The 20,230-nt window shown below is 51.8% G+C and carries 21 protein-coding genes and 1 tRNA gene; 11 read left to right on the forward strand and 11 right to left on the reverse strand.

Annotated elements, in window-relative coordinates; all coding sequences use genetic code 11:
- Positions 1 to 70 precede the first annotated feature (70 nt).
- The 3 genes from clpP to EBB_RS14315 form a co-directional block, all read right to left on the reverse strand.
- Positions 71 to 676, reverse strand: a complete 606-nt coding sequence (gene clpP, locus EBB_RS14305; RefSeq protein WP_192395034.1) for an ATP-dependent Clp endopeptidase proteolytic subunit ClpP — start codon at positions 674 to 676, stop codon at positions 71 to 73.
- A gap of 46 nt (positions 677 to 722) precedes the next feature.
- Positions 723 to 2,018: a trigger factor gene (gene tig, locus EBB_RS14310; protein WP_192394460.1), complete on the reverse strand. Its 1,296-nt coding sequence runs from the start codon at positions 2,016 to 2,018 to the stop codon at positions 723 to 725.
- Between the two features lie 108 nt (positions 2,019 to 2,126).
- Positions 2,127 to 2,210 (reverse strand) — tRNA-Leu (locus EBB_RS14315).
- 69 nt (positions 2,211 to 2,279) lie between these two features.
- Here EBB_RS14315 and EBB_RS14320 point away from each other — a divergent pair.
- The gene (locus EBB_RS14320; RefSeq protein WP_192394461.1) at positions 2,280 to 2,738 is read left to right on the forward strand and encodes a DUF192 domain-containing protein; all 459 of its coding nucleotides are present in this window, start codon (positions 2,280 to 2,282) and stop codon (positions 2,736 to 2,738) included.
- Between the two features lie 2 nt (positions 2,739 to 2,740).
- Here the strand turns inward: EBB_RS14320 and topA are convergent, their stop codons facing one another.
- From topA to EBB_RS14340, 4 genes are read right to left on the reverse strand one after another with little or no spacing between them, the layout of a single operon-like run.
- Entirely contained in the window at positions 2,741 to 5,062 is a 2,322-nt protein-coding gene (gene topA / locus EBB_RS14325; protein ID WP_192394462.1) for a type I DNA topoisomerase, read from the reverse strand.
- Positions 5,063 to 5,078: 16 nt separating this feature from the next.
- Positions 5,079 to 5,546, reverse strand: coding sequence for a Smg family protein (locus EBB_RS14330; protein ID WP_020482932.1), 468 nt, complete (start codon positions 5,544 to 5,546; stop codon positions 5,079 to 5,081).
- A gap of 8 nt (positions 5,547 to 5,554) precedes the next feature.
- Positions 5,555 to 6,652, reverse strand: coding sequence for a DNA-processing protein DprA (gene dprA, locus EBB_RS14335; RefSeq protein ID WP_225587449.1), 1,098 nt, complete (start codon positions 6,650 to 6,652; stop codon positions 5,555 to 5,557).
- A 56-nt stretch (positions 6,653 to 6,708) separates the two neighbouring features.
- Positions 6,709 to 7,740 (reverse strand): LysM peptidoglycan-binding domain-containing protein, encoded by a 1,032-nt coding sequence (locus EBB_RS14340; RefSeq protein WP_192394463.1) that lies wholly within the window; start codon positions 7,738 to 7,740, stop codon positions 6,709 to 6,711.
- 281 nt (positions 7,741 to 8,021) lie between these two features.
- Between EBB_RS14340 and def the strand changes: the two genes are divergently transcribed.
- The 8 genes from def to rpsI all read left to right on the forward strand — a co-directional run bounded on the left by def (position 8,022) and on the right by rpsI (position 15,700).
- Positions 8,022 to 8,525: a peptide deformylase gene (gene def, locus EBB_RS14345; RefSeq protein ID WP_192394464.1), complete on the forward strand. Its 504-nt coding sequence runs from the start codon at positions 8,022 to 8,024 to the stop codon at positions 8,523 to 8,525.
- 12 nt (positions 8,526 to 8,537) lie between these two features.
- Positions 8,538 to 9,464, forward strand: a complete 927-nt coding sequence (fmt, locus tag EBB_RS14350) for a methionyl-tRNA formyltransferase (RefSeq protein ID WP_192394465.1) — start codon at positions 8,538 to 8,540, stop codon at positions 9,462 to 9,464.
- The gene (gene rsmB, locus EBB_RS14355) at positions 9,461 to 10,756 is read left to right on the forward strand and encodes a 16S rRNA (cytosine(967)-C(5))-methyltransferase RsmB (RefSeq protein WP_192394466.1); all 1,296 of its coding nucleotides are present in this window, start codon (positions 9,461 to 9,463) and stop codon (positions 10,754 to 10,756) included. Before fmt ends, rsmB begins: the two co-directional genes overlap by 4 nt.
- A complete protein-coding gene (locus EBB_RS14360) occupies positions 10,731 to 11,297 on the forward strand; it encodes a DUF4390 domain-containing protein (RefSeq protein ID WP_225587450.1) in 567 nt (188 codons plus the stop codon). The genes rsmB and EBB_RS14360 overlap by 26 nt, the downstream gene beginning before the upstream one ends.
- A complete protein-coding gene (locus EBB_RS14365; protein ID WP_192394468.1) occupies positions 11,279 to 13,435 on the forward strand; it encodes a sensor histidine kinase in 2,157 nt (718 codons plus the stop codon). Before EBB_RS14360 ends, EBB_RS14365 begins: the two co-directional genes overlap by 19 nt.
- Positions 13,432 to 14,793 carry a sigma-54-dependent transcriptional regulator gene (locus EBB_RS14370; RefSeq protein ID WP_192394469.1) on the forward strand — a complete coding sequence of 454 codons (1,362 nt, stop codon included), beginning with the start codon at positions 13,432 to 13,434 and terminating at the stop codon, positions 14,791 to 14,793. The genes EBB_RS14365 and EBB_RS14370 overlap by 4 nt, the downstream gene beginning before the upstream one ends.
- Before the next feature lie 73 nt (positions 14,794 to 14,866).
- Positions 14,867 to 15,295, forward strand: coding sequence for a 50S ribosomal protein L13 (gene rplM / locus EBB_RS14375; RefSeq protein ID WP_020482941.1), 429 nt, complete (start codon positions 14,867 to 14,869; stop codon positions 15,293 to 15,295).
- A 15-nt stretch (positions 15,296 to 15,310) separates the two neighbouring features.
- A complete protein-coding gene (gene rpsI, locus EBB_RS14380; protein ID WP_192394470.1) occupies positions 15,311 to 15,700 on the forward strand; it encodes a 30S ribosomal protein S9 in 390 nt (129 codons plus the stop codon).
- A 69-nt stretch (positions 15,701 to 15,769) separates the two neighbouring features.
- Here rpsI and EBB_RS14385 read toward each other — a convergent pair whose 3' ends face one another.
- Positions 15,770 to 16,282 (reverse strand): DUF2380 domain-containing protein, encoded by a 513-nt coding sequence (locus tag EBB_RS14385; RefSeq protein ID WP_192394471.1) that lies wholly within the window; start codon positions 16,280 to 16,282, stop codon positions 15,770 to 15,772.
- Entirely contained in the window at positions 16,279 to 16,431 is a 153-nt protein-coding gene (locus tag EBB_RS14390; RefSeq protein ID WP_192394472.1) for an SRPBCC family protein, read from the reverse strand. Before EBB_RS14390 ends, EBB_RS14385 begins: the two co-directional genes overlap by 4 nt.
- A gap of 193 nt (positions 16,432 to 16,624) precedes the next feature.
- Between EBB_RS14390 and EBB_RS14395 the strand changes: the two genes are divergently transcribed.
- Together EBB_RS14395 and EBB_RS14400 are read left to right on the forward strand one after the other, a co-directional pair.
- Complete coding sequence (locus tag EBB_RS14395; protein ID WP_192394473.1) at positions 16,625 to 17,977, forward strand: sensor histidine kinase; 1,353 nt, start codon at positions 16,625 to 16,627, stop codon at positions 17,975 to 17,977.
- Positions 17,974 to 18,642, forward strand: coding sequence for a response regulator (locus EBB_RS14400; RefSeq protein ID WP_192394474.1), 669 nt, complete (start codon positions 17,974 to 17,976; stop codon positions 18,640 to 18,642). Before EBB_RS14395 ends, EBB_RS14400 begins: the two co-directional genes overlap by 4 nt.
- Positions 18,643 to 18,744: 102 nt before the next feature.
- Here EBB_RS14400 and EBB_RS14405 read toward each other — a convergent pair whose 3' ends face one another.
- Both EBB_RS14405 and EBB_RS14410 read right to left on the reverse strand, forming a co-directional pair.
- A complete protein-coding gene (locus EBB_RS14405; protein WP_225587451.1) occupies positions 18,745 to 19,161 on the reverse strand; it encodes a hypothetical protein in 417 nt (138 codons plus the stop codon).
- Positions 19,162 to 19,426: 265 nt separating this feature from the next.
- Positions 19,427 to 20,230 carry a 4'-phosphopantetheinyl transferase family protein gene (locus tag EBB_RS14410; RefSeq protein WP_229427581.1) on the reverse strand — a complete coding sequence of 268 codons (804 nt, stop codon included), beginning with the start codon at positions 20,228 to 20,230 and terminating at the stop codon, positions 19,427 to 19,429.

Below are 20,230 nucleotides of genomic sequence, written 5' to 3' on the forward strand. Positions count from 1 at the left end.
TGGCGATGAAATATATCAAAAACCAACATTCAAATCACGTCGCACTCTTGACGAAGCGACGCGACACTTATCAGGCAGTACGACTAGTCAATACTTTGTCGATCAAACCGTAATCAACCGCTTGCTGAGAACTCAGAAAATTATCTCGATCCGTATCTTGCTGAATTTTTTCCAACGGTTGCCCGGTATGATGAGCCAGAATTTTATTCAATCGTTCGCGAATAGCCAAAATCTCTCGGGCATGAATATCAAAATCCGATGCTTGGCCTTGAAAACCACCCAAAGGTTGATGAATCATCACCCTGGAATGAGGCAAACAATAGCGCTTACCCTGAGCACCACCCGCCAATAAAAGAGCCCCCATACTGGCGGCCTGGCCGATACACATGGTGCTGACATCCGGCTTGATAAATTGCATCGTGTCGTAAATCGACATCCCTGCTGTCACCGAACCCCCGGGAGAGTTGATATACAAATGTATATCCTTATCCGGATTTTCAGATTCCAGGAACAGCAATTGCGCCACCACCAGATTAGCCGAGTAATCTTCGACTTGGCCTACCAGAAAAATGACCCGCTCTTTCAGCAAACGGGAATAAATATCGAAGGATCTTTCCCCACGGGCTGTTTGTTCAACCACTATAGGCACTAGACCGCCCGCCGCTTGCGGCGCCATCATTTCGCTCATCACATTTTGGTTAAACACGTTTAGCCCTCATTCGTTACTGTTTTTCCATGACATCATCAAAACCAACTGTTACGTCGGTGATTTTAGCCTGACTGACAATCCATGCAACAGCTTGGTCCTCTAAGACCATCTGCTGCACATCATTTAGACGGGCCTTGTCGGCATAATACCAGTTCACAACGTCTTCGGGGCGCTCATAACTCTTCGCCATGTCATCAATTACCGCACGCACTTTATCGGCATCGACCTTGATTTCATTTTTTTGAATGATTTCACCCAGAATCAAGCCCAAGGCCACTCGGCGCTTGGCCTGACCTTCAAAAGCATCCCTTGGCAAATTCAGGTCTTCCAGCTTCAAACGCATGTTTTTCGCGCGTTCGGCGTAAGGCTTCATCAACGCTTGAATTTCTTGATCGATCAATGCGTTAGGCATCGCTATAACAATGTTTTCGTATAACGCATCCATCACCGCATTTTTTAACTTGTTTTTTAGACCTTGGTTCAGCTCTCTTTCCATATTGGCGCGAACATCGGTACGGAAACTTGCCGCATCGCCGTCTTCAACACCGTAAGCCTTGATAAATTCCGCATCGACGACTGGTAAAACCGGCTCTTCGACTTTAATCAACTCGATCTCAAATTCGGCAACTTTGCCTGCTAATTTTTCGCTGTTGTATTGCTCTGGGAATGTCACAGAAAAGGTTTTGCTTGCACCGGCAACCAAACCCTTCAATTCATCTTCAAAACCAGGAATCATTTGTTTGCCGCCGATTTCCACCTGGTAGTTTTCTACCTTACCGTCGGTAAAATTCTCGCCATCCGCCATGCCGGAGAAATGAATGGTCACCCTATCGGCATCCTGCGATCCGCGCTCAACAGTGTTCCAAGTTTTCTTTTGCTGACACAGCTTTTCGATCATATTATCGACATCGGCCTCCTCCACAGCTGCGGAAGGACGATCTACTTTTAATTCGCTAACACCGTCCAGAACGATCTCCGGATAAACTTCGAACTCGGCGATGTATTCAAAACCTTCGGTTTTTTCTGTGGGGTGGATATGCGGATGACCGGCGGGATTTAAATCCTGTTGCTGCAATGCTTCAAAATAAGTCGATTGAATCAAGTCACCGGTTACTTCGTTTCTCACTCTATCGGCGTACAATTTTTTTACCATGCTCGCAGGTACTTTACCCGGACGAAATCCGTCCACTTTGACTTCGCGCGCGAGTTTTTTAAAGCGAGTTTCCATTTTCTCCTGAACCACGGCATCAGGAATGCTAACAGTCATTTTTCGGCTTAACTCTGATGTCTTCTCGACAGAAACTTGCATTGCATTACCTCAAAAAATTAAAAATACGGTTTTATATTTTGGGAGACCGGCCGGCGATGTTTAGATCTGGGGAACTTAAGGTCGTATCGTTACGAATAACGCAGGATATGGTGCGAGCGGGGAGACTCGAACTCCCACGGGGTTACCACTGGAACCTAAATCCAGCGCGTCTACCAATTTCGCCACGCTCGCTAAATAATTGAACGCGGCATTATAATCAGCCGCATCTTTAAAGACAACCTTATATTACTGACATCGCGCATGCGCTCTTATCTTTCCTGTACCATTTTCGGCATAGCTTTTATTGTGACACTCAGCAGCGCGGGGGCTTCAGCAAACGCGTTTACCGAGTTCAACCACCCAATCACATTTCTAACTCAACAACGTATCGTCTACGCGGCTATCGCCGCTAACGAAAGCGAACGCGAGCACGGACTGATGTTTCGGCATACACTTGCCGAAGACCAGGGCATGCTGTTTGTCTATCCGGATCAAACCCATCGCGCAGTGTGGATGAAAAACACCTTACTGGCATTGGATGTGGTGTTTCTAGCAGGAGACGGCCGGATTGTAGGGCTGTTAAAAGATTTACAGCCCTGCGCCAAAGATCCGTGCCGGATCTATGATTCCAAAGTAGCCGCCAGATACATACTGGAACTGCCAGCCGGCTTTATCGACAAACACACCATCCAGCTCGGACAAACAGTATCACTACCCTAGGCTCAAGCCGGCCCGTTTGCGTCGTCCGGATCACCCTCATAAGGTGTTGCGTATTTGCACTCTTTCTGCGGACAGACTTTTTCGGTGCCACGGCGCTTGGTGGTTTTCAAGGTCAAAATCGGCCAATTACAATCAGGGCAACTTTCCTTGATCGGTGCATCCCACAAAGCATAATCGCATTTTGGATATTCCGAGCAAGAATAAAAAATCTTCCCGCTGCGCGCCTTGCGCTTTAGGATAGCCCCATTCTTGCACTGCGGACATTCAACCCCGGTATCGGAAGGCTTTTCCAAGGGTTCGATGTGCTTGCACTTCGGATAGGCGCTGCAACCGACAAATTTGCCATATTTGCCAGTCTTTATAACCAGCGTCGACTCGCACTTCGGACACACCCGCCCTTCCACCACTTCCGGTTCAGCGGACGTTGCGCCGACATTGTCGTCACCTAAATTACGCGTATAGGAACAGGTCGGATAATTGGTACAACCGATAAAGCGGCCATTCCGCCCCAAACGAATCGACAGCGGACTACTGCACTCGGGGCACTGTTCATCTATGCTTTCCTGCGTCACATCCTTTCGCTGTACGCTTTCTTCTTTCTCGTTAATCAACTGCGTAAACGGCCGCCAGAAGTCGTTCATCAATGGAATCCAATCCTTCTCGCCGCGCGACACGGCATCCAGATCGTCTTCCAGGTTGGCAGTAAAGCTGTAATCGACGTATTTAGTGAAATGCTCGGTCAAGAACTTGTTAACGATACGCCCCACATCGGTTGGATAAAACCGCTTGTTGTCGATCGTGACATATTCGCGGTTTTGCAAGGTCGAGATAATCGTCGCGTAGGTAGAGGGGCGACCAATACCATGTTCTTCCAAGGCTTTTACCAGGCTCGCCTCGCTATAACGTGGTGGCGGCTCGGTAAAATGCTGGGTGGCAGCGATCTCGTTCAACACCACCGGCCGCCCTTCTTCCATCGGCGGCAATAAACTATCCTGATCATCAGCGGCTTCCTTGCTGTCGTCCACGCCTTCCAGATACACCTTCATGAAGCCGGGATTGGTGACCGTGGAACCGGTGGCGCGAAATACGTTTTTATCGCTGCCGCAATTCAGATCGACCGCCACCTGATTTAACGTGGCATGAATCATCTGACAAGCGACGGTGCGCTTCCAGATCAAGTCATACAGCTTGAACTGCTCGGCGCTGAGCCGGTTTTTGACCTGCTCGGGCAAACGCTGTACAGACGTCGGCCGGATCGCTTCGTGGGCTTCCTGAGCGTTTTTGGACTTGGTTTTGAAACGGCGCGGCTCTTTAGGCACATCGTCGGCACCGTACTTTTCGGCGATCAGCGCGCGAATATCAGCCAAGGCTTCTTCGGCCAGATTGACCGAGTCGGTACGCATATAGGAAATCAAACCGACGGTTTCGCCGCCCAGATCGATACCCTCGTATAGCTGTTGCGCCACCATCATCGTGCGCTTAGTGGTAAAACCCAGCTTGCGTGCCGCTTCCTGCTGCAAAGTCGAAGTGATGAACGGTGGCGCCGGATTTTTACTGCGTTGTTTCTTCTCCAGCTTGGCGACGATCAGCTGACCGTCGGCGGCGTCCAATAAATTTTGCTTAACTTCAGTCGCTTGCGCTTCGTTGGTAAAACTGAATTGATTCAGCTTTTCACCGTTGAAATGCGTTAATTTGGCTTTAAACGGCAGCCCTTGGGCACTGGCTTCGGCGGTATGCGACCAGTATTCACGGGTCTTGAACGCCTCGATTTCCATTTCGCGTTCGACGATCATCCGCAACGCAGGACTTTGCACGCGGCCAGCGGACAAGCCACGGCGGATTTTCTTCCACAGCAACGGCGATAAATTAAAACCGACCAAATAGTCTAAAGCACGCCGCGCCTGTTGAGCATTGACAAGGTTATTCGATAACTCAGTGGGATGGGCGATAGCCTCGGTGACGGCTTTCTTGGTGATTTCATGAAACACCACCCGCAACACTTCCTTGTCTTTTAACAGCTTTTTTTCTTTCAGATGCTCGAACACATGCCAGGAAATCGCCTCGCCTTCGCGATCAGGGTCAGTCGCCAGATAAAGTGTGTCGGCATTTTTTATAGCTTTGCCTATCTCTTGCAGATGGCGTTGGTTGCGATCAATCACCTGGTATTTCATCGCAAAACCGTTTTCCGGATCGACCGCTCCCTCTTTAGGAATCAAATCGCGGACATGGCCGTAAGAGGCCAGCACCTGGAAGTCCTTACCCAGATACTTTTCTATGGTTTTACATTTTGCCGGTGACTCTACAATGACTAAACTTTTGCTCATGCTGTCCGTAGAAAAATCAATGTAAAGAGGTAGGTATCAAATCGTAAACTATGTCTTCCATTCGGGAGAAAGCGGCGCTATCGCCGGGTTGACTTAATAACACCATCAATACAATCCATTTCAATTTATCCAGCGTAATATTTTCGTCTTTCAAGGCCATTGCCCGATCAATCGCTATCTCGCGATTAATGGGCGTCAAGATGCCGCTGTGCTCAAGATACATCAAGAAATTCCGGCACTCCATGTCGAACACGGAGATTTCCTGACCGCTAAAAATGCGGAACGAAGAGGAAACCGCCGGTGTGATGCTCTCAATTTCGGCCAAAGACTCCAGCCAGTCGAACGCCTTATTGACATCAGGCTGCTGAAAACCCGCATCCAGCAACTCGCTGGCAATCACGGCCGTATCCGGATAGTTGTCGCTGTCGCCATCCAGATAATTCTCAAACAGATAAATGAGCACATCGAAAATATCTTCTTTCATTAGAACCTTTATTTGACTCGGAGGTAGCCACCACCGGCAAGCGCGGCAATGTAGCCTTGTAACTCCAGCACCAACAGCGTCGAGGAAACTTCTTCCGCGGACCAACCGCTATCTTGCACCAGAGTATCGACCGTTGTGGGACTGTACGGAATCAATTTCAATAGATTTTGCTGCTCCAGGTCAAGCGAAGTCTGCGGCAATTCTGACTCAGCTCGCATATGCCTTTGATTATAATGACCTAATTCCTCAAAAATATCTTGTGCGGTTTCGACTAATTTGGCGCCCTGGCGAATTAATGCATTGCAACCGCGCGCCAAAGGGTTATGAATAGAACCGGGAATCGCAAAAACTTCCCGATTTTGCTCAAGCGCCAAACGCGCGGTAATCAAGGACCCGCTTTGCTGAGCCGCCTCGACCACCAACAAGCCGACGCACAATCCGCTAATGATTCGGTTGCGTCGGGGAAAATGATTGGCTTTGGCGTTGGTACCCGGCGGAAACTCCGACACCAACGCCCCATGTTCAACAATTTGCGTAGCCAATTGTTTATGGCAAGCCGGATAGACCCGGTCCAAACCCGTGCCGGCCACGGCTATGGTTCTTCCGTTTACGTTTAACGCGCCATGGTGACTGGCCGCATCGATCCCCAAAGCCAAGCCGCTGGTCACGGTAAAGCCCGCTTCGGCCAGGGCCTCGGCAAATTGAATCGCAGTGCTGACGCCAACCGGTGAAGGATTGCGGCTGCCCACCATCGCCAACTGTGGCTCAAGCAACAAGGCCGGATTGCCTTTGACAAACAAGATCGGGGGAGCATTTGCGATTTCTCGCAGTTGCGCCGGATAGTCGGCATCGTCCAAGGTAAATGCATGATTCCCGGCTTGATCCAACCAGCGGATGTCGTCTTCGACCTTTTCCCAGTCCGGCTTTTGCAAGGCGTCTATCAGCTTTTCGCTGAAGCCCAAGCCACTTAAAGTGGCTCGCGACGCCGAGAATATTTGTTCGGGTTCCAGATGCGCCAGCAAGCGCTGAATTGCCTGACCGCCAACGCCGGGACTGCGCAGCATCGCCAGCCAGTACTTGATTTGTGGATTAAGTGCTGATGCCAAAACAGCTTAAAAAACTATCCAAAACCATTTAAAGCAAGCTAATGGCAGATAAGCCATTAGGGCGTTTGCACTCTATCCAGCGTGTGCATCGCAGCGGTTGCCTGCATCACTAATGCATAACTGACCCGCTCGAACGGCCGAAACACCATCAACACACCTGCCAGTTCATCCGGCATTTTCACCGCCACAGCTTCCTGGGATTGATACCTGTCCACGATGACATGCCCTTTGCGATACACATCCAAGGTATGCCCCACTTCCAAACCGTCGGCAGTACCTTTATCGATAACCACTACATCGTGTTGACCGATCTGCGACACACCACCCTTCACCTGAATGATGCTGCCCACCACCTGATGTTTAGGCGGTCTTGGAAAATAATTTAAGGCTAACTCACCCTCAGAAGTAGGCATCAAGCGGTCGCCACGTTGAATTTCCATATCGGATTTATTAATCAGCAAGGTGGCTGGATCACCCGGTTCTTGAAGCGTGGTATCGGCGATATATTGCGCCTCGTAGCCCAAAATTTCCTTGGTCACCGGACTGACATAGGCCTTACCCGCCCGGTAAATGGTATACCCCAAGCCTGGCGGATTTTCGATGGCCCGAACGTAAATGCCGTCTCCTGCCCCGGCAATCAAATGTTCACCAACAAACCCTATTACATAAGGCGCGTGCTGCAACTCATCCGCTGTGACGACTTTCGGCGAATTCAAGAATTGCACGATGGCATCGCTGGGAATCATTTTAATAGCTTGATCAATCTCCGACTCGCGCACTCGCGGCAACAGTTTTTCGTCATTACCATCCGGTGAGAAACTCAAACGCGGCACACCGTTCACGTAGGAAAAATACAAGGTGTCGCCCGGGTAGATCCAATGCGGATCCTTGATTTGCGGATTGCTATGCCATAGCTGCGGCCATTCCCAGGGGTGCTGTAAAAACTTCCCGGAAATGTCCCACAAGGTATCGCCTTTAACAACCGTGTACTGATCGGGATGATTGGGGTTTATTTTCAGCTCGTCGGCCCACGCCACTGCGGCAAAAACCAGTGGTATCAATATTCCCAGTATCGCGCGAAAAAACATAATTTATCCTGCCAGAGCTTATAAAACCGTTCAAAATCCGCCAGACGAAGCGTCTAAACACAAGATCGGCAAGCGTCAATACTTTGTGCATCCCACTTAGCCCAACTTGAAACACATGCATAAAAATCAACCATCGATTTGCCGCACAGTTTAGATTAATTCGGGCATTATGCCAGCACGAGCCGTTCCAGACTAAACCCGGCCCTATTTAGTCTTCACATTCAAACCCAAGGCAATTTCGGATAAAATCCCACTATTACAGTTCGCAAGTGGAGTGATGGGTGAGTATTCTTACAATTCTGGAGTTTCCCGATAAACGGCTGCGCACGGTCGCCGCCAAGGTAGACACAGTCGATGACGGCATCAAAACCTTGGTCGATAACATGATCGAAACCATGTATGCCGCCAAGGGCGTAGGTTTGGCCGCCACCCAAGTTAACGTACATAAACGGGTAATCGTGATGGACGTCAGCGAGAACAAGGACGAACCGATCTGCCTGATCAACCCGCAAATCATCGAGCGCGACGGCGTCGAGGAATCCGAGGAAGGCTGCCTGTCCGTACCGGGCTTTTTCGAAAAAGTCAGCCGCGCCGAACATATCAAAGTCAAGGCGTTAAACCGCAACGGTGAAAGCTTTGAACTGGAAGCGCGTGACTTGCTGGCAGTCTGCATTCAGCATGAAATGGATCATCTGGAAGGCAAGCTGTTCGTCGATTATCTCTCGGCGTTCAAGCGCAACCGCATCAAAGCGAAGCTGGATAAAATTCACAAGTCGCAGGGCTAAACAGGACATCCCATGAAAATCGTGTTCGCCGGTACGCCGGATTTTGCGGTTCCCACCTTGCAGGCCTTGCTGGATTCGCCGCATCAAGTCTGCGGGGTCTATACCCAGCCCGACCGGCCGGCCGGCCGTGGCCGCAAGCTCACCGCCAGCCCGGTCAAAGAACTGGCTTTAGCTGCGGACATCCCGGTCTATCAGCCGGAAAATTTCAAAAGCCCCGAATCTATCGCGCAATTAGCGGCACTGGATGCCGATCTAATGGTGGTCGTGGCCTATGGCCTGATTCTGCCGCAAGCGGTTTTGGACATACCTAAACAAGGTTGCATCAATGTGCACGGTTCGCTGCTGCCGCGCTGGCGCGGCGCGGCGCCGATTCACCGGGCCGTGATGGCGGGCGACGCTAAAACCGGCATCACCATCATGAACGTGGTAAAAAAACTCGATGCCGGCGACATGCTGTACAAAGCCGAATGCCCGATCAGCGCCGACGCCACCTCCAGTAGCCTGCACGATCAATTGGCGCAAATGGGCGCCGAAGGGCTGATTAAAGTGGTAGACCAAATCGCCGACGGCTCTTTGACGGCAGAACCGCAAGACGAAGCCCTAGTCACTTACGCCCACAAACTGGAAAAACAGGAATCGACATTGGACTGGCAAAATTCCGCCATAGAGCTGGATCGTCAAGTACGCGGCCTGAATGCCTGGCCTGTAGCGCAGACCCTATATCAAGGCCAAGTGTTGCGCGTCTGGCGCAGCCAGGTACTCGATAAAACCGCCGAGCAAGCCCCCGGCACCGTCAGTTGCGCGGAACACGCGCTGGACATAGCCACCGGCGACGGCGTATTACGCCTGCTTGAAGTACAACTCCCCGGCGGTAAACGCATAGCCGGCAAGGACTTTATGAATGCCCACCCCTCCGACCGCGTTATTCTTGGCTCATGAATCTGCGCGGCTGCTCGGCACAGATCCTCGCCCACGTTCTCAACGACGGCCAATCGCTGACCGCCGCCCTGGAATACGGGCTTCCCAAACTTAAGGACAGTAAAGACCGGGCTTTCGTCCAAGCCTTGTGCTACGGCGTCATCCGCCATTACTACGCATTGGACTTTATGCTGGGCCACTTGCTCAGCAAGCCGCTCAAGCAAAAGGATGGCGACATTAAAGCCTTGCTGCTGATCGGCCTCTATCAACTGCAACACATGCGGGTTAAATCGCACGCCGCCGTGTCTGAAACGGTCGCCGCCACCAGCCACAAACCTTGGGCAAAGTCTTTAGTTAACGCGATACTCCGACAATATTTACGCGAGGCCGAAACCCTGCAACAAGCCTGTAGTGGGGACACCCAAGCCCACTATAACCATCCGAACTGGATAGTGGATTTGCTCAAGCAAGACTGGCCGGAACATTACGAAAAAATCCTGCATGCCAACGACCAAGCGCCGCCGATGGCTTTACGCGTCAATCTGCTGCAAGTTAGCCGAGTGACCTATCTGGACGAACTCACTGCGCAAGGCATCGCCGCGCAGCCGGTAGATTGTTGCGAGACCGCGATACGGCTGGACCAAGCCTTGGCCGTAGAGCAATTGCCCGCCTTTAGCCAAGGCCGAGTTTCGGTGCAGGACACTGCCGCGCAACTGGCCGCAGAGCTGCTCGATGCGCAGCCCGGCCATCAGGTACTGGATTTATGCGCAGCACCAGGCGGCAAGACCGCCGCTATTTTGGAGCGCCAACCCGCCGTGGCCGGTCTGTTGGCGATCGATGTTGATCAACACCGCCTGCAACGGGTGACAGACAATTTACAGCGCTTAAACTTACACGCCGAGACCTTAGCCGCCGATGCCGCTCAATCTGCCGCATGGGCTGGCGACCGGCAATTCGAACGGATACTATTGGACGCCCCCTGCTCCGGCTTCGGCGTAATCCGCCGCCATCCCGACATCAAATTACTGCGCCGCGCCGACGATATTGCCGCCCTGCAAACACTGCAAGCCAAGATTCTTGATAACGCTTGGCAGCTACTGAAACCTGGCGGTATTTTGCTGTACGCCACCTGCTCGGTATTGAAGCAGGAAAACGAGGCGCAAATCGCCGCATTCCTTGCCCGGCACAGCAACGCCAGTGAAATTCATATCGGCGCGCACTGGGGCATGTCCCGTCCGCATGGCCGGCAAATCATCACCGGTGACCGGCAAATGGACGGCTTTTATTATGCCAAGCTTTACAAAGCCCCTTAGGTACGCGGCATTGATGCTCTGCCTGCACATTGCGCCAGGCAAGGCGGAAGCCGGCGAATATGCCGCGCGCATCGAATATGCCGATTTGGAACATATCGATGACGGTTATGACGTGCAGGCTCATATCGATTACCGGCTCAGTCCGACTGCTAAGGAAGCGCTACACAAAGGTGTGCGGTTGACCTGGGACGTCTCAATAGAACTGCGCCAACCCGGCGTACTGTGGGATACGATAATCCATAAACACAAACTGACTTACAGCCTGCAATTCCATGCCTTGCTGAATCAATATGTAGTGCAAACCCCGTTCGACCGTAGCGAAATGTTTTTAACCTTGAGCGCGGCAATGAATTTCATGGCAGCCGTGCATGACAGCACGCCAATCCCCGCCGAACGCGTGACAACCGGCACACCTTACCTGCTGGCGGTAAAAACTCAATTCAACCGCGAGCAGTTGCCAATACCGCTGCGTCCGGTCGCCTATCTGGACAACCAGTGGTTTCTTTCTAGCGCCTGGTACACATGGCCCATTCAAAAATAAAATTACCGGCTAGCGCCACCATTGTTCTGCTGTTCGGCTTCGTATTGTTATCGCTGCAATTGATGAGCAGCGCCACCCAAGGATCATCGGAACTCGGCGAAATGTATTCCTGGCTGTTGGTCATCAACACGCTGGGATCGGTCATTCTGCTGGGTTTGGTCGCGTTCAACGCCTATTCGCTGGTACGGGAATTAAAGAAAAAGGAGGCCGGCTCTCGACTGACCACGCGCATGGTGTCCTTGTTCGTCTTGCTGGCTTTGGCGCCGGCGGCCATCGTGTTTTATTTCTCAGTGCAATTTCTGCATCAAGGCATAGACAGCTGGTTTAACGTGGAAATAGACCGGGCTATGGACGATGCGTTGGAGTTGAGCCAATCTTCGCTGAATCAACGCATGACCTGGCATATCAAGCAAACCAAACAAATGGCCGATCAACTCCGCGACAAATCGGAAGCGTTGATCGCAATGGAAGTCGGCTCGCTGTGGGCGGATTCCGGGGCATTGGAGATTGCGGTATTTTCTAACCAAGGCCGGGTATTAGCCTCCAGCAGCGTCAACCCCAGCGATATTTTGCCGCATCTCCCCGACGAACAAATCTGGCTGCAACTGCGGCAAAATAAGGAATATTTTGCTTTCGATCCCGGCGATAACGATGAAATGCTGGTGCGTATCATCGTGGCTATCGAAGCGGATCAAAGCCGCTTTTTGCAAGCCTTGTTTCCGATTCCGGTGCGGGTAACCGACTTGGCCGACTCGATTGAGTTTGCCTTCATCCGTTACCAGGAAATGAATTTCCTGCGTGACTCGCTGAAAACTAGCTTCTCGTTGATCCTGTTGTTGGTGTTGCTGCTCAGCCTGCTCGCAGCTATTTGGGTAGCGTTTATCAGCATCCGCAATATAGTTGCGCCGGTAAAAGAGCTGGTAAAAGGTACGCAAGCGGTCGCCGATGGCGATTATCAACAACAGCTACCGGTCATGAATCAGGACGATCTGGGGTTCCTGGTTGAATCCTTCAACCAGATGACCCGGCGTATCGCCCGTTCCCGCGACGAAACCCGTGCTGCCGGCCTGGAAGTGGAAAATCAGCGCGCCTATCTGGAAACCATCCTGGCCAATCTCACGGCCGGGGTGATCAGTTTCGACGCCGCATTCTACATCCGTACCGCCAACCAGGCCGCCTACCGGATTTTACATATCCCGGTCAGCCATTTCGTCGGCGAGACTTTACCGACTTTGGCGACCCTGCACAGCGAACTGGCCGATGTACTCAATGCGATCCAAAGCCTGCTGGAAAAAGCCGACGATATTTGGGAGCAACGCATCGTGTTTCTTGGCCCCAACGGCCGTCAAGAACTGTTGTGCCGGGGTACGCCGCTGTTCTCACAGCACGGCGCCCGCACCGGCGCGGTGGTGGTATTCGATGATGTCACCGACCTGATTCAGGCACAGAAAAACGCGGCCTGGGGCGAAGTGGCGCGGCGTCTGGCGCATGAAATCAAAAACCCGTTGACGCCGATCCAGCTATCGGCCGAACGTTTACAGCACAAGCTCTCCAAGGAATTACAGGATGGTTCCGCCGAATTTCTGCAACGCGGCACCCGCACCATCGTCCAACAGGTGGAAGCGATGAAGCGGATGGTGGACGATTTTTCCGAATACGCCCGCCCGTCCAAGAAGCAAGTGGAAAAAATCAATCTGGTTGATCTGATTCAGGAAGTCGTGGCCTTATACCTGCCATCCGGCATCGTTTTCAGCACTAAGTTTGCAAGCGACCGGGTGCTGGTCGAAGCGGATCCGGTCAGCCTGCGCCAAGTACTGCACAACCTGATCAAAAACGCCCAAGAAGCGACCTCGACGCCCTGCCGCATCGAGATCAAAATCGCCAAAGTCAGCCGCAACAACACCGATTATGTCGAATTGGGCATCTACGATAACGGCAACGGCTTGAACGCGGAACAGCTTGAAACCATTTTCGATCCCTATGTGACCAGCAAGGCCAAAGGCACCGGCCTGGGCTTGGCCATTGTCAAAAAGATCGTGGAAGAACACGGCGGGGTGATTTGGGTGGATACGTCTTATAATGGCGGCGCGGGGTTTTTACTCCAGCTGCCGGTTTTTGAATTTGGGAACTTTAAATGAATAAGCAAGCACCGTATATTTTGGTGGTCGATGACGAGCAGGACATTCGTCAGTTGGTGTCGGAAATTCTCGAAGATGAAGGCTACGATGTCGCCATGGCGGAAAACGCCACGGAAGCCAAAGCCTTGAAAAATCAGCGCCCGCCTAATCTGATCCTGCTGGACATCTGGATGCCGGACAGCGACGGTATCACGCTACTGCGGGAATGGGTCAGCGAAGATGACGCGCTATGTCCGGTGGTTATGATGTCCGGACATGCCTCGGTGGAATCCGCCGTGGAAGCGACTCGGCTTGGCGCCTACGACTTTTTGGAAAAACCCCTGTCACTGGCTAAATTACTGTTAATCGTCGAACGCGCATTGGAGACCAGTTCCTTACAACGCGAAAACGCCGGCTTGAAACAACAGCTGATGATAGGCGTGGACCCGGTCGGCAAAAGCGCGGTGGTGGAACGCACCAAGGATAAGATAAAGCGTCTGGCTCAGCACGACGCCAGAGTGTTATTCGTCGGCGAAGCGGGGGTCGGTAAAGAAATGTTCGCCCGCTATTTGCACAATAACAGTTCGCGGCGCGACGGCTCCTTTGTCGACGTGTCGGTCGGCAGTATCTCCCCGGAAAACTCGGCGGTGGAGTTTTTTGGGCGGGAAGACAACGGCCGGGTATATCGCGGCTTGTTGGAACAAGCCCATCGCGGCACGCTATTTCTGGGCGAAATCGGCGGCATGGACCCGGAAACTCAAACTCGCTTGCTCAGCGCGCTGGAATCCAGCTCGTTCCTGCGGGTTGGCGGCAGTCAGGCGGTGCGCGTCGACGTGCGTGTCGTCGCTTCCACTCGGATGTCTTTGGAAGAAGAAGTCAACAGCGGCCGCTTTCGTCAGGATCTTTACTATTTGCTGAACGTCGTGACGCTGGAGATTCCGCCGCTACGCGAACACAGTGAAGACGTACCCAGCCTGTTGAATTTTTATGTCGATCATTTCGTCACCCAGGAAAAGCTGCCGTTCCGGCGTTTCTCGATGGCGGCGCAAAATTATTTGCGTAATTACAGCTGGCCGGGTAATGTGCGCGAACTGCGTAATCTGGTGCAGCGTCTGATGATACTCGGTGCCGGCGACGACATTGAGCTGGACGAAGTCAAAACCGCGCTGGGTTCGATCGCCGAACAACCCAAATTGGGCTTGAATGTACCGGAGTTTTTCAATTTGCCGCTGAAGGAAGCCCGCGACCATTTCGAAAAATCTTACCTGGAATATCATTTTGAAAAAACCGGCGGCAGCGTCGCCAAACTGGCTTCGGCTATCGGCATGGAACGTACGCATTTGTACCGAAAACTCCATTCCCTGAAAATTAAGCTTTAATTGGACTTGAAGTTAACGGCCCTATTAAGTACAATTCACGGTTTTTATAGCCTCATTAGACTAAAAAGCAAAGATGAAAACATTTAGTGCAAAGCCCGCAGAAGTTAAGCGCGATTGGTACGTGATTGATGCAGAAGGAAAGACATTAGGTCGCCTTGCTACTGAAATTGCACGACGTCTTCGCGGAAAACACAAACCCGAATTCACACCACACGTTGACACCGGCGATTACATCATCGTCATCAACGCCGAAAAAATCGGCGTTACCGGCAACAAAGAAAAAGACAAAATGTACTACCGCCATACCGGTTATGTCGGTAATATGAAGTCAGCTTCTTTGGGCAAGTTAAGACAAACTTTCCCGGACAGAATCATCACCACCGCCGTACAAGGCATGCTGCCCAAAAATCCATTGGGTCGTGCCATGTTCAAAAAATTGAAAGTTTACGCAGGTTCTGAGCATAATCATCAATCTCAGCAACCTAAAGTTTTAGAATTCTAAGCAGGTAGATAGTTTATGGCAGCTCAATACTACGGAACAGGTCGTCGCAAAAGCGCAATCGCTCGCGTCTACGCCACAGTCGGTTCAGGAAAATTCACCATCAACAAACTCCCTGTTGAACAATATTTCGGGCGCAAAACCGACGAAATGATTGCCAGACAACCGCTGGAGTTGTTGGGTAAAACCGGTGATTTCGACATCAACATCATCGTTACCGGCGGCGGCCCTTCAGGCCAAGCTGGCGCAATTCGCCACGGTCTGACCCGTGCATTGATGGTTTTCGACGAAGCCTTGAGACCATCATTGAGAAAAGCCGGTTACGTCACCCGCGATGCTCGTGAAGTTGAACGTAAAAAAGTCGGCTTGCACAAAGCCAGAAAGCGTCCTCAATACTCAAAACGTTAAACGTTTCTTATTGGGAACAAAGAAAAGCCGCTACTCAGCGGCTTTTTTGTGCCTGTTGCAACGGCAAAACTAATTAACGCTATACACCGCAAGCGTAGCCCCGACCTTTCCGGCCAAGGTATCGATAGCATGCTGGGTGACTTTCTGATGACTTCCCTTCAACTCGATGTCATAACGCGCTACCGCCACTCGCTTGTTCACGTCGATCAAATATACCCACAGATACGAGAATAAAAAGCTCGGTTTGCTATGCTGACTAACCAGCACCCAATCCGCGCGCCGTTGCCGCCCCAAGTCCGCTGCCAAATCGTGAAAGCGAAACAAGTAGCCAAAGCCGCTGTTTGCGGCTTTCTGACTATCCGCATCGACTACTACGATTTGATAAGCTCCCGACCGACCTAGGGCTTCCATCAGCAACGGCGCCATGCTTGAAGTGCGGGTTATTTCCTCCGGCGTGTTCGGCAACGACGTTATGTCGTTCAATTCAAAATCCAAAACCGCTATCCGCGGTGCGGCGTTGACCGCTGCGGAGGACATACCCACAACCAACGACACGCATTTAATCAAGCTGACAATATTCATAATGCCTCCGCCGCCAAGCTTGACGCCTCCGAACCCAGATAACGACTCGATGGAAACCATCGCTCCAAACCACCAATACCGGCTATCGCAGACCATACCGCTTCAGGCGGCATAGCCATGATTATTCTGACAGTGACTGTTTTAAGCATCTTAGGCCTCCCAATTAAGCCGATCTAGATGATCTCAGCTTAAGCAAGCAACCGCCTTCGGTAAGCCGAAATTCACCCTGCAAACTCGGGCAAATTGCCCGCATCTCGCTATCAAGCTGTTCAGCACCCACTCAACTACCTAAAATGCCTTTTCAACAACATCCACCGGTTCTCAGCGCACCACGAATCGATCATGAATCTAAAACTGTATTTGTTAACCCGCATTACGGGGGTAGCCTTACTGTGTTTACTCGCGACGCTGACTTATGTGCTGCATCGCAGCGCCCACCAATCAGCAGCGCAAGCGCAAAACACCTTAGCCGCGCTGGGCAAACAACTGGAGTTGCAGTTATTGAAAGCCAGCGCCGGTGAAAAACCGGCCAACCCCTTCCCGGACTTTGACTTATGGAAACAGACGGCTAGCGAGCCGGGGATTTGCGCCAGCTATCTGGCTAATGACAGCGAAACCATGCGTAACTACTGCAAAGGCATCGACTTGTCCACCCATCACTATCCTGAGGATTTTGCCGAACTATACCGACGAATTTTTGGACCGCAGTTCAACTGGCAGCGGCCGATAACTTACAACGGCCAGGCTTACGGCGTATTAACCGTTTCGGTTAGCGCAGAGTTGTCGATAAACCGCGCTTGGGATAATGTCCGGGATTTACTGGCGTTGTCAGCGGTAACGATCACAGCGGTTTGCCTGCTGGTTTACTTGGCCGTCAGCCGGGCCTTACTTCCGGCTCAGACTATTGTGGCAGGATTAAACCGGCTTAGCTCAGGCGAATTGGCGTTCCGGCTACCCGTCTTCGACTTAGTGGAATGGCGGCACACTGCGGCGGCAATCAACCAACTCGCCGACAATCAGCAACAACTCTTAGCGGAACGGCAAAAACTGGCTGTGATGTTGATGAACTTGCAGGAAGAGGAACGCCGCTACTTGGCACGGGAACTTCACGACGAATTAGGCCAATGTTTGGCGGCAATCCACGCCGTCTCGACAGTCATCGCTCAAACGGCGCAGCGAAATTGCCCCGAGCTAGTCACAGAGGCTGAGCAAATATCCCGCTTTACCCAAGCGATGCAACAAAGCGTGCGGAACTTATTAACTCGCTTACGACCGGCGGAGCTGGAAGAATTAGGCCTGGACGCCAGTCTGCGCGCCCTGATAGCAAGCTGGAACCGTCTGGGCAAGACCCATTTTAGCCTATACATCATCGGCGATTGCAGAACGTTGACGGAACCGCTGGCAATCAGTCTGTTTCGCATCACGCAGGAGGCCGTCAGCAATATCGCCAAACATGCCTATGCCAGCCTAGCTGATATTACGCTGACAATCAACGGCACCGAGACATCGATCACCATACAAGACAACGGCAACGCCATCACTTTGCCGTTTGTGTCAGGCGATGGCATAGGCTTGCTGGGCATGCGCGAACGCATCCTTGCCTTAAACGGCAAATTCCATTTAAGCATAGCCAAGCCGCATGGCCTGATAATCGAAGCCCGCTTGCCAACGGCGCAGCCGGAGAGCGCCCAATGATTAAGCAAACCACTATCAATATTCTGCTGGTAGACGATCACGCAATAGTCCGGGAGGGCTACCGCTCGCTGATCAGCAAACAAGCAGACTTAAAGGTCATTGCTGAAGCCGCGAACGGCACAGACGCCTATTGCCTTTACAAGGAATGCCAACCCGATGTGGTCGTGACCGATTTAACCCTGCCCGGCTCAAGTGGCCTGGAATTGATAGGCCGCCTCAAACAACGCGATCACAAAGCCAGGATACTGGTTTTCAGCATGCATCAAAATCCCAGCTTTGCCCGCCAAGCCTGCCGCGCTGGCGCTTTGGGGTATATCACCAAAAGCAGCACACCGGATTTGCTGTTGCAGGCGATACGGCACGTCTATCTTGGCAAACACATTCTCAGCACCGACATCGCCCAAGCGTTGGCTTTGGAAAAACTCGGCAGTGATTCAATAGCACTGAATAGTTTAACAGCCAGAGAATTCGAAATTCTGCGCCTACTGGTCGAAGCCAACACGCAAGACGACATTGCCAATACGCTGAACATCAGCCGGAAAACCGTCGGCAACTGCCATTACCTGATCAAAAACAAGCTGGGAGTGAACAGCGACATCGAGTTGACACGGTTAGCGATCAAACTGAATGTGGTTAGCTTGCTGGACTTGGCCGACCCGGCGTAAACCAACCACTATTAACCCGACCCCATTTATCATGGATATTCCGTTTAGGCTTACCTCGTCGAAGCCCAAGCCGGCGTGTCCTTCGATAAACTCAGTTATCTATTAATTGATCGCATATTGTTCGCGTACCACCAGCGCCTCAGCCAACGCCAAATGCCCAGCCGCATCAAACAATATGCGCTGCTCGGTGAAGAATTCGGCTGCGGCGTCGATGGTGTCCATTATCACCGCGACAACAAAGCGCTCAGCGTGCGTGGATGCCACCATTTTTTCCGGTACGGCGCATTCTATCCGCAAAGTCTGCGAGATTTTATCGAACGAATGCAAACGCAAGCCCTCGAAATCAGCCCTCTCCTGGTGGCTGGGTAATAAAAATATTAAGTCCAGAATCGGCGCCCGCTTTTGTATCGGCTCCTCGCGAAAACTTGCCAAGTCAACGGCAATTTTCGTAATAGCTTTGGCGATTACACTCTCGTCAAGCGCGCGGTCCGGCATCATGGATGCAATGTGTACAGTCATATCAACCTCACTAAGTAACCCGTTTTTAGTCTACTCAGCAAATCTCGTTCCAAGATACTGATTGACAGCAACAATGCCGGCAAACCGCTTTTAGCGAGCAATCCGGCGCCCTGTGTGGCTCAACAAAAAAAATTATTCAGCGGAGCGCGTTAATAACAGGAAGGGATATTTGTTATAAAGCCAACATATCCGGCAAATGCAACAACATAAACGGCACAAACCACAGGGATTTCGATCTCTGCGGCCGCTTGGGACTTACTGAGCCTCAATCGGCTTGCAGCAGCAACCGCCGTAAAGCGTAGCACCGGGCAGGCGTAACCAGTGCCGCACAGTTGTTGCGGACTCGGTTCTGCAATACTTCAGAGCAGTCATTACCGCCAAATCCGGACTCTAATTCAGGAGCCAAACTCACGCCACCGCCGGAACGCGGAAAGCTAAGGACCGGATTAACAGCAGCATCAACATCCAATTCGTGAACCAACCACGCATTGGCCGAACCGTACTCGTCGGGAATAGTTCGCAACTGCCCACCCGCCTCCAATGCAAATTCGCATTGCTCTAAGCCCAAAGCAATCCCCCGACCAACTGCTTTGACAAAGGCCTCTTTCTTGGTCCACAACCGATAAAATGCGTCCGCCTGCAACTCCACCGGCAGTTCGCACCAACCTTGATACTCCCGCTCGGAAAAGCAACGCTGCGCCAAATTTTCAAAATTGCGCCGTAGCTTAACCGTCTCCACATCGATTCCAATGTCAGCGAAATTAGCGACGGCAATTAACAATGAATCAGCGGTATGCGAGATATTGAATTGTAAAGGCTCATCAAGCAACGCCGGCTTGCCGTAGGGGCCGGACACGAATTTTAACGTCGCCGGATCGGCCGCCAAATAGCCGGCCACCGTTTCTCTCAACATGCCGCGCGCGGCAATGTAGCGATCATGTAAAGTTGGAAGCTTGAACGCTTGCGCCTTCAGCATTTCGTCGTCCGATAATCGCGACGCCAATCGCGCTAATGTGTCGGCAGATACGCTCAGCCGGCCTTGCCAAACATCCACAAAATACGCACTCAC

The organism is Methylomonas fluvii (genome assembly GCF_014850975.1).
Lineage (GTDB): Bacteria > Pseudomonadota > Gammaproteobacteria > Methylococcales > Methylomonadaceae > Methylomonas > Methylomonas fluvii.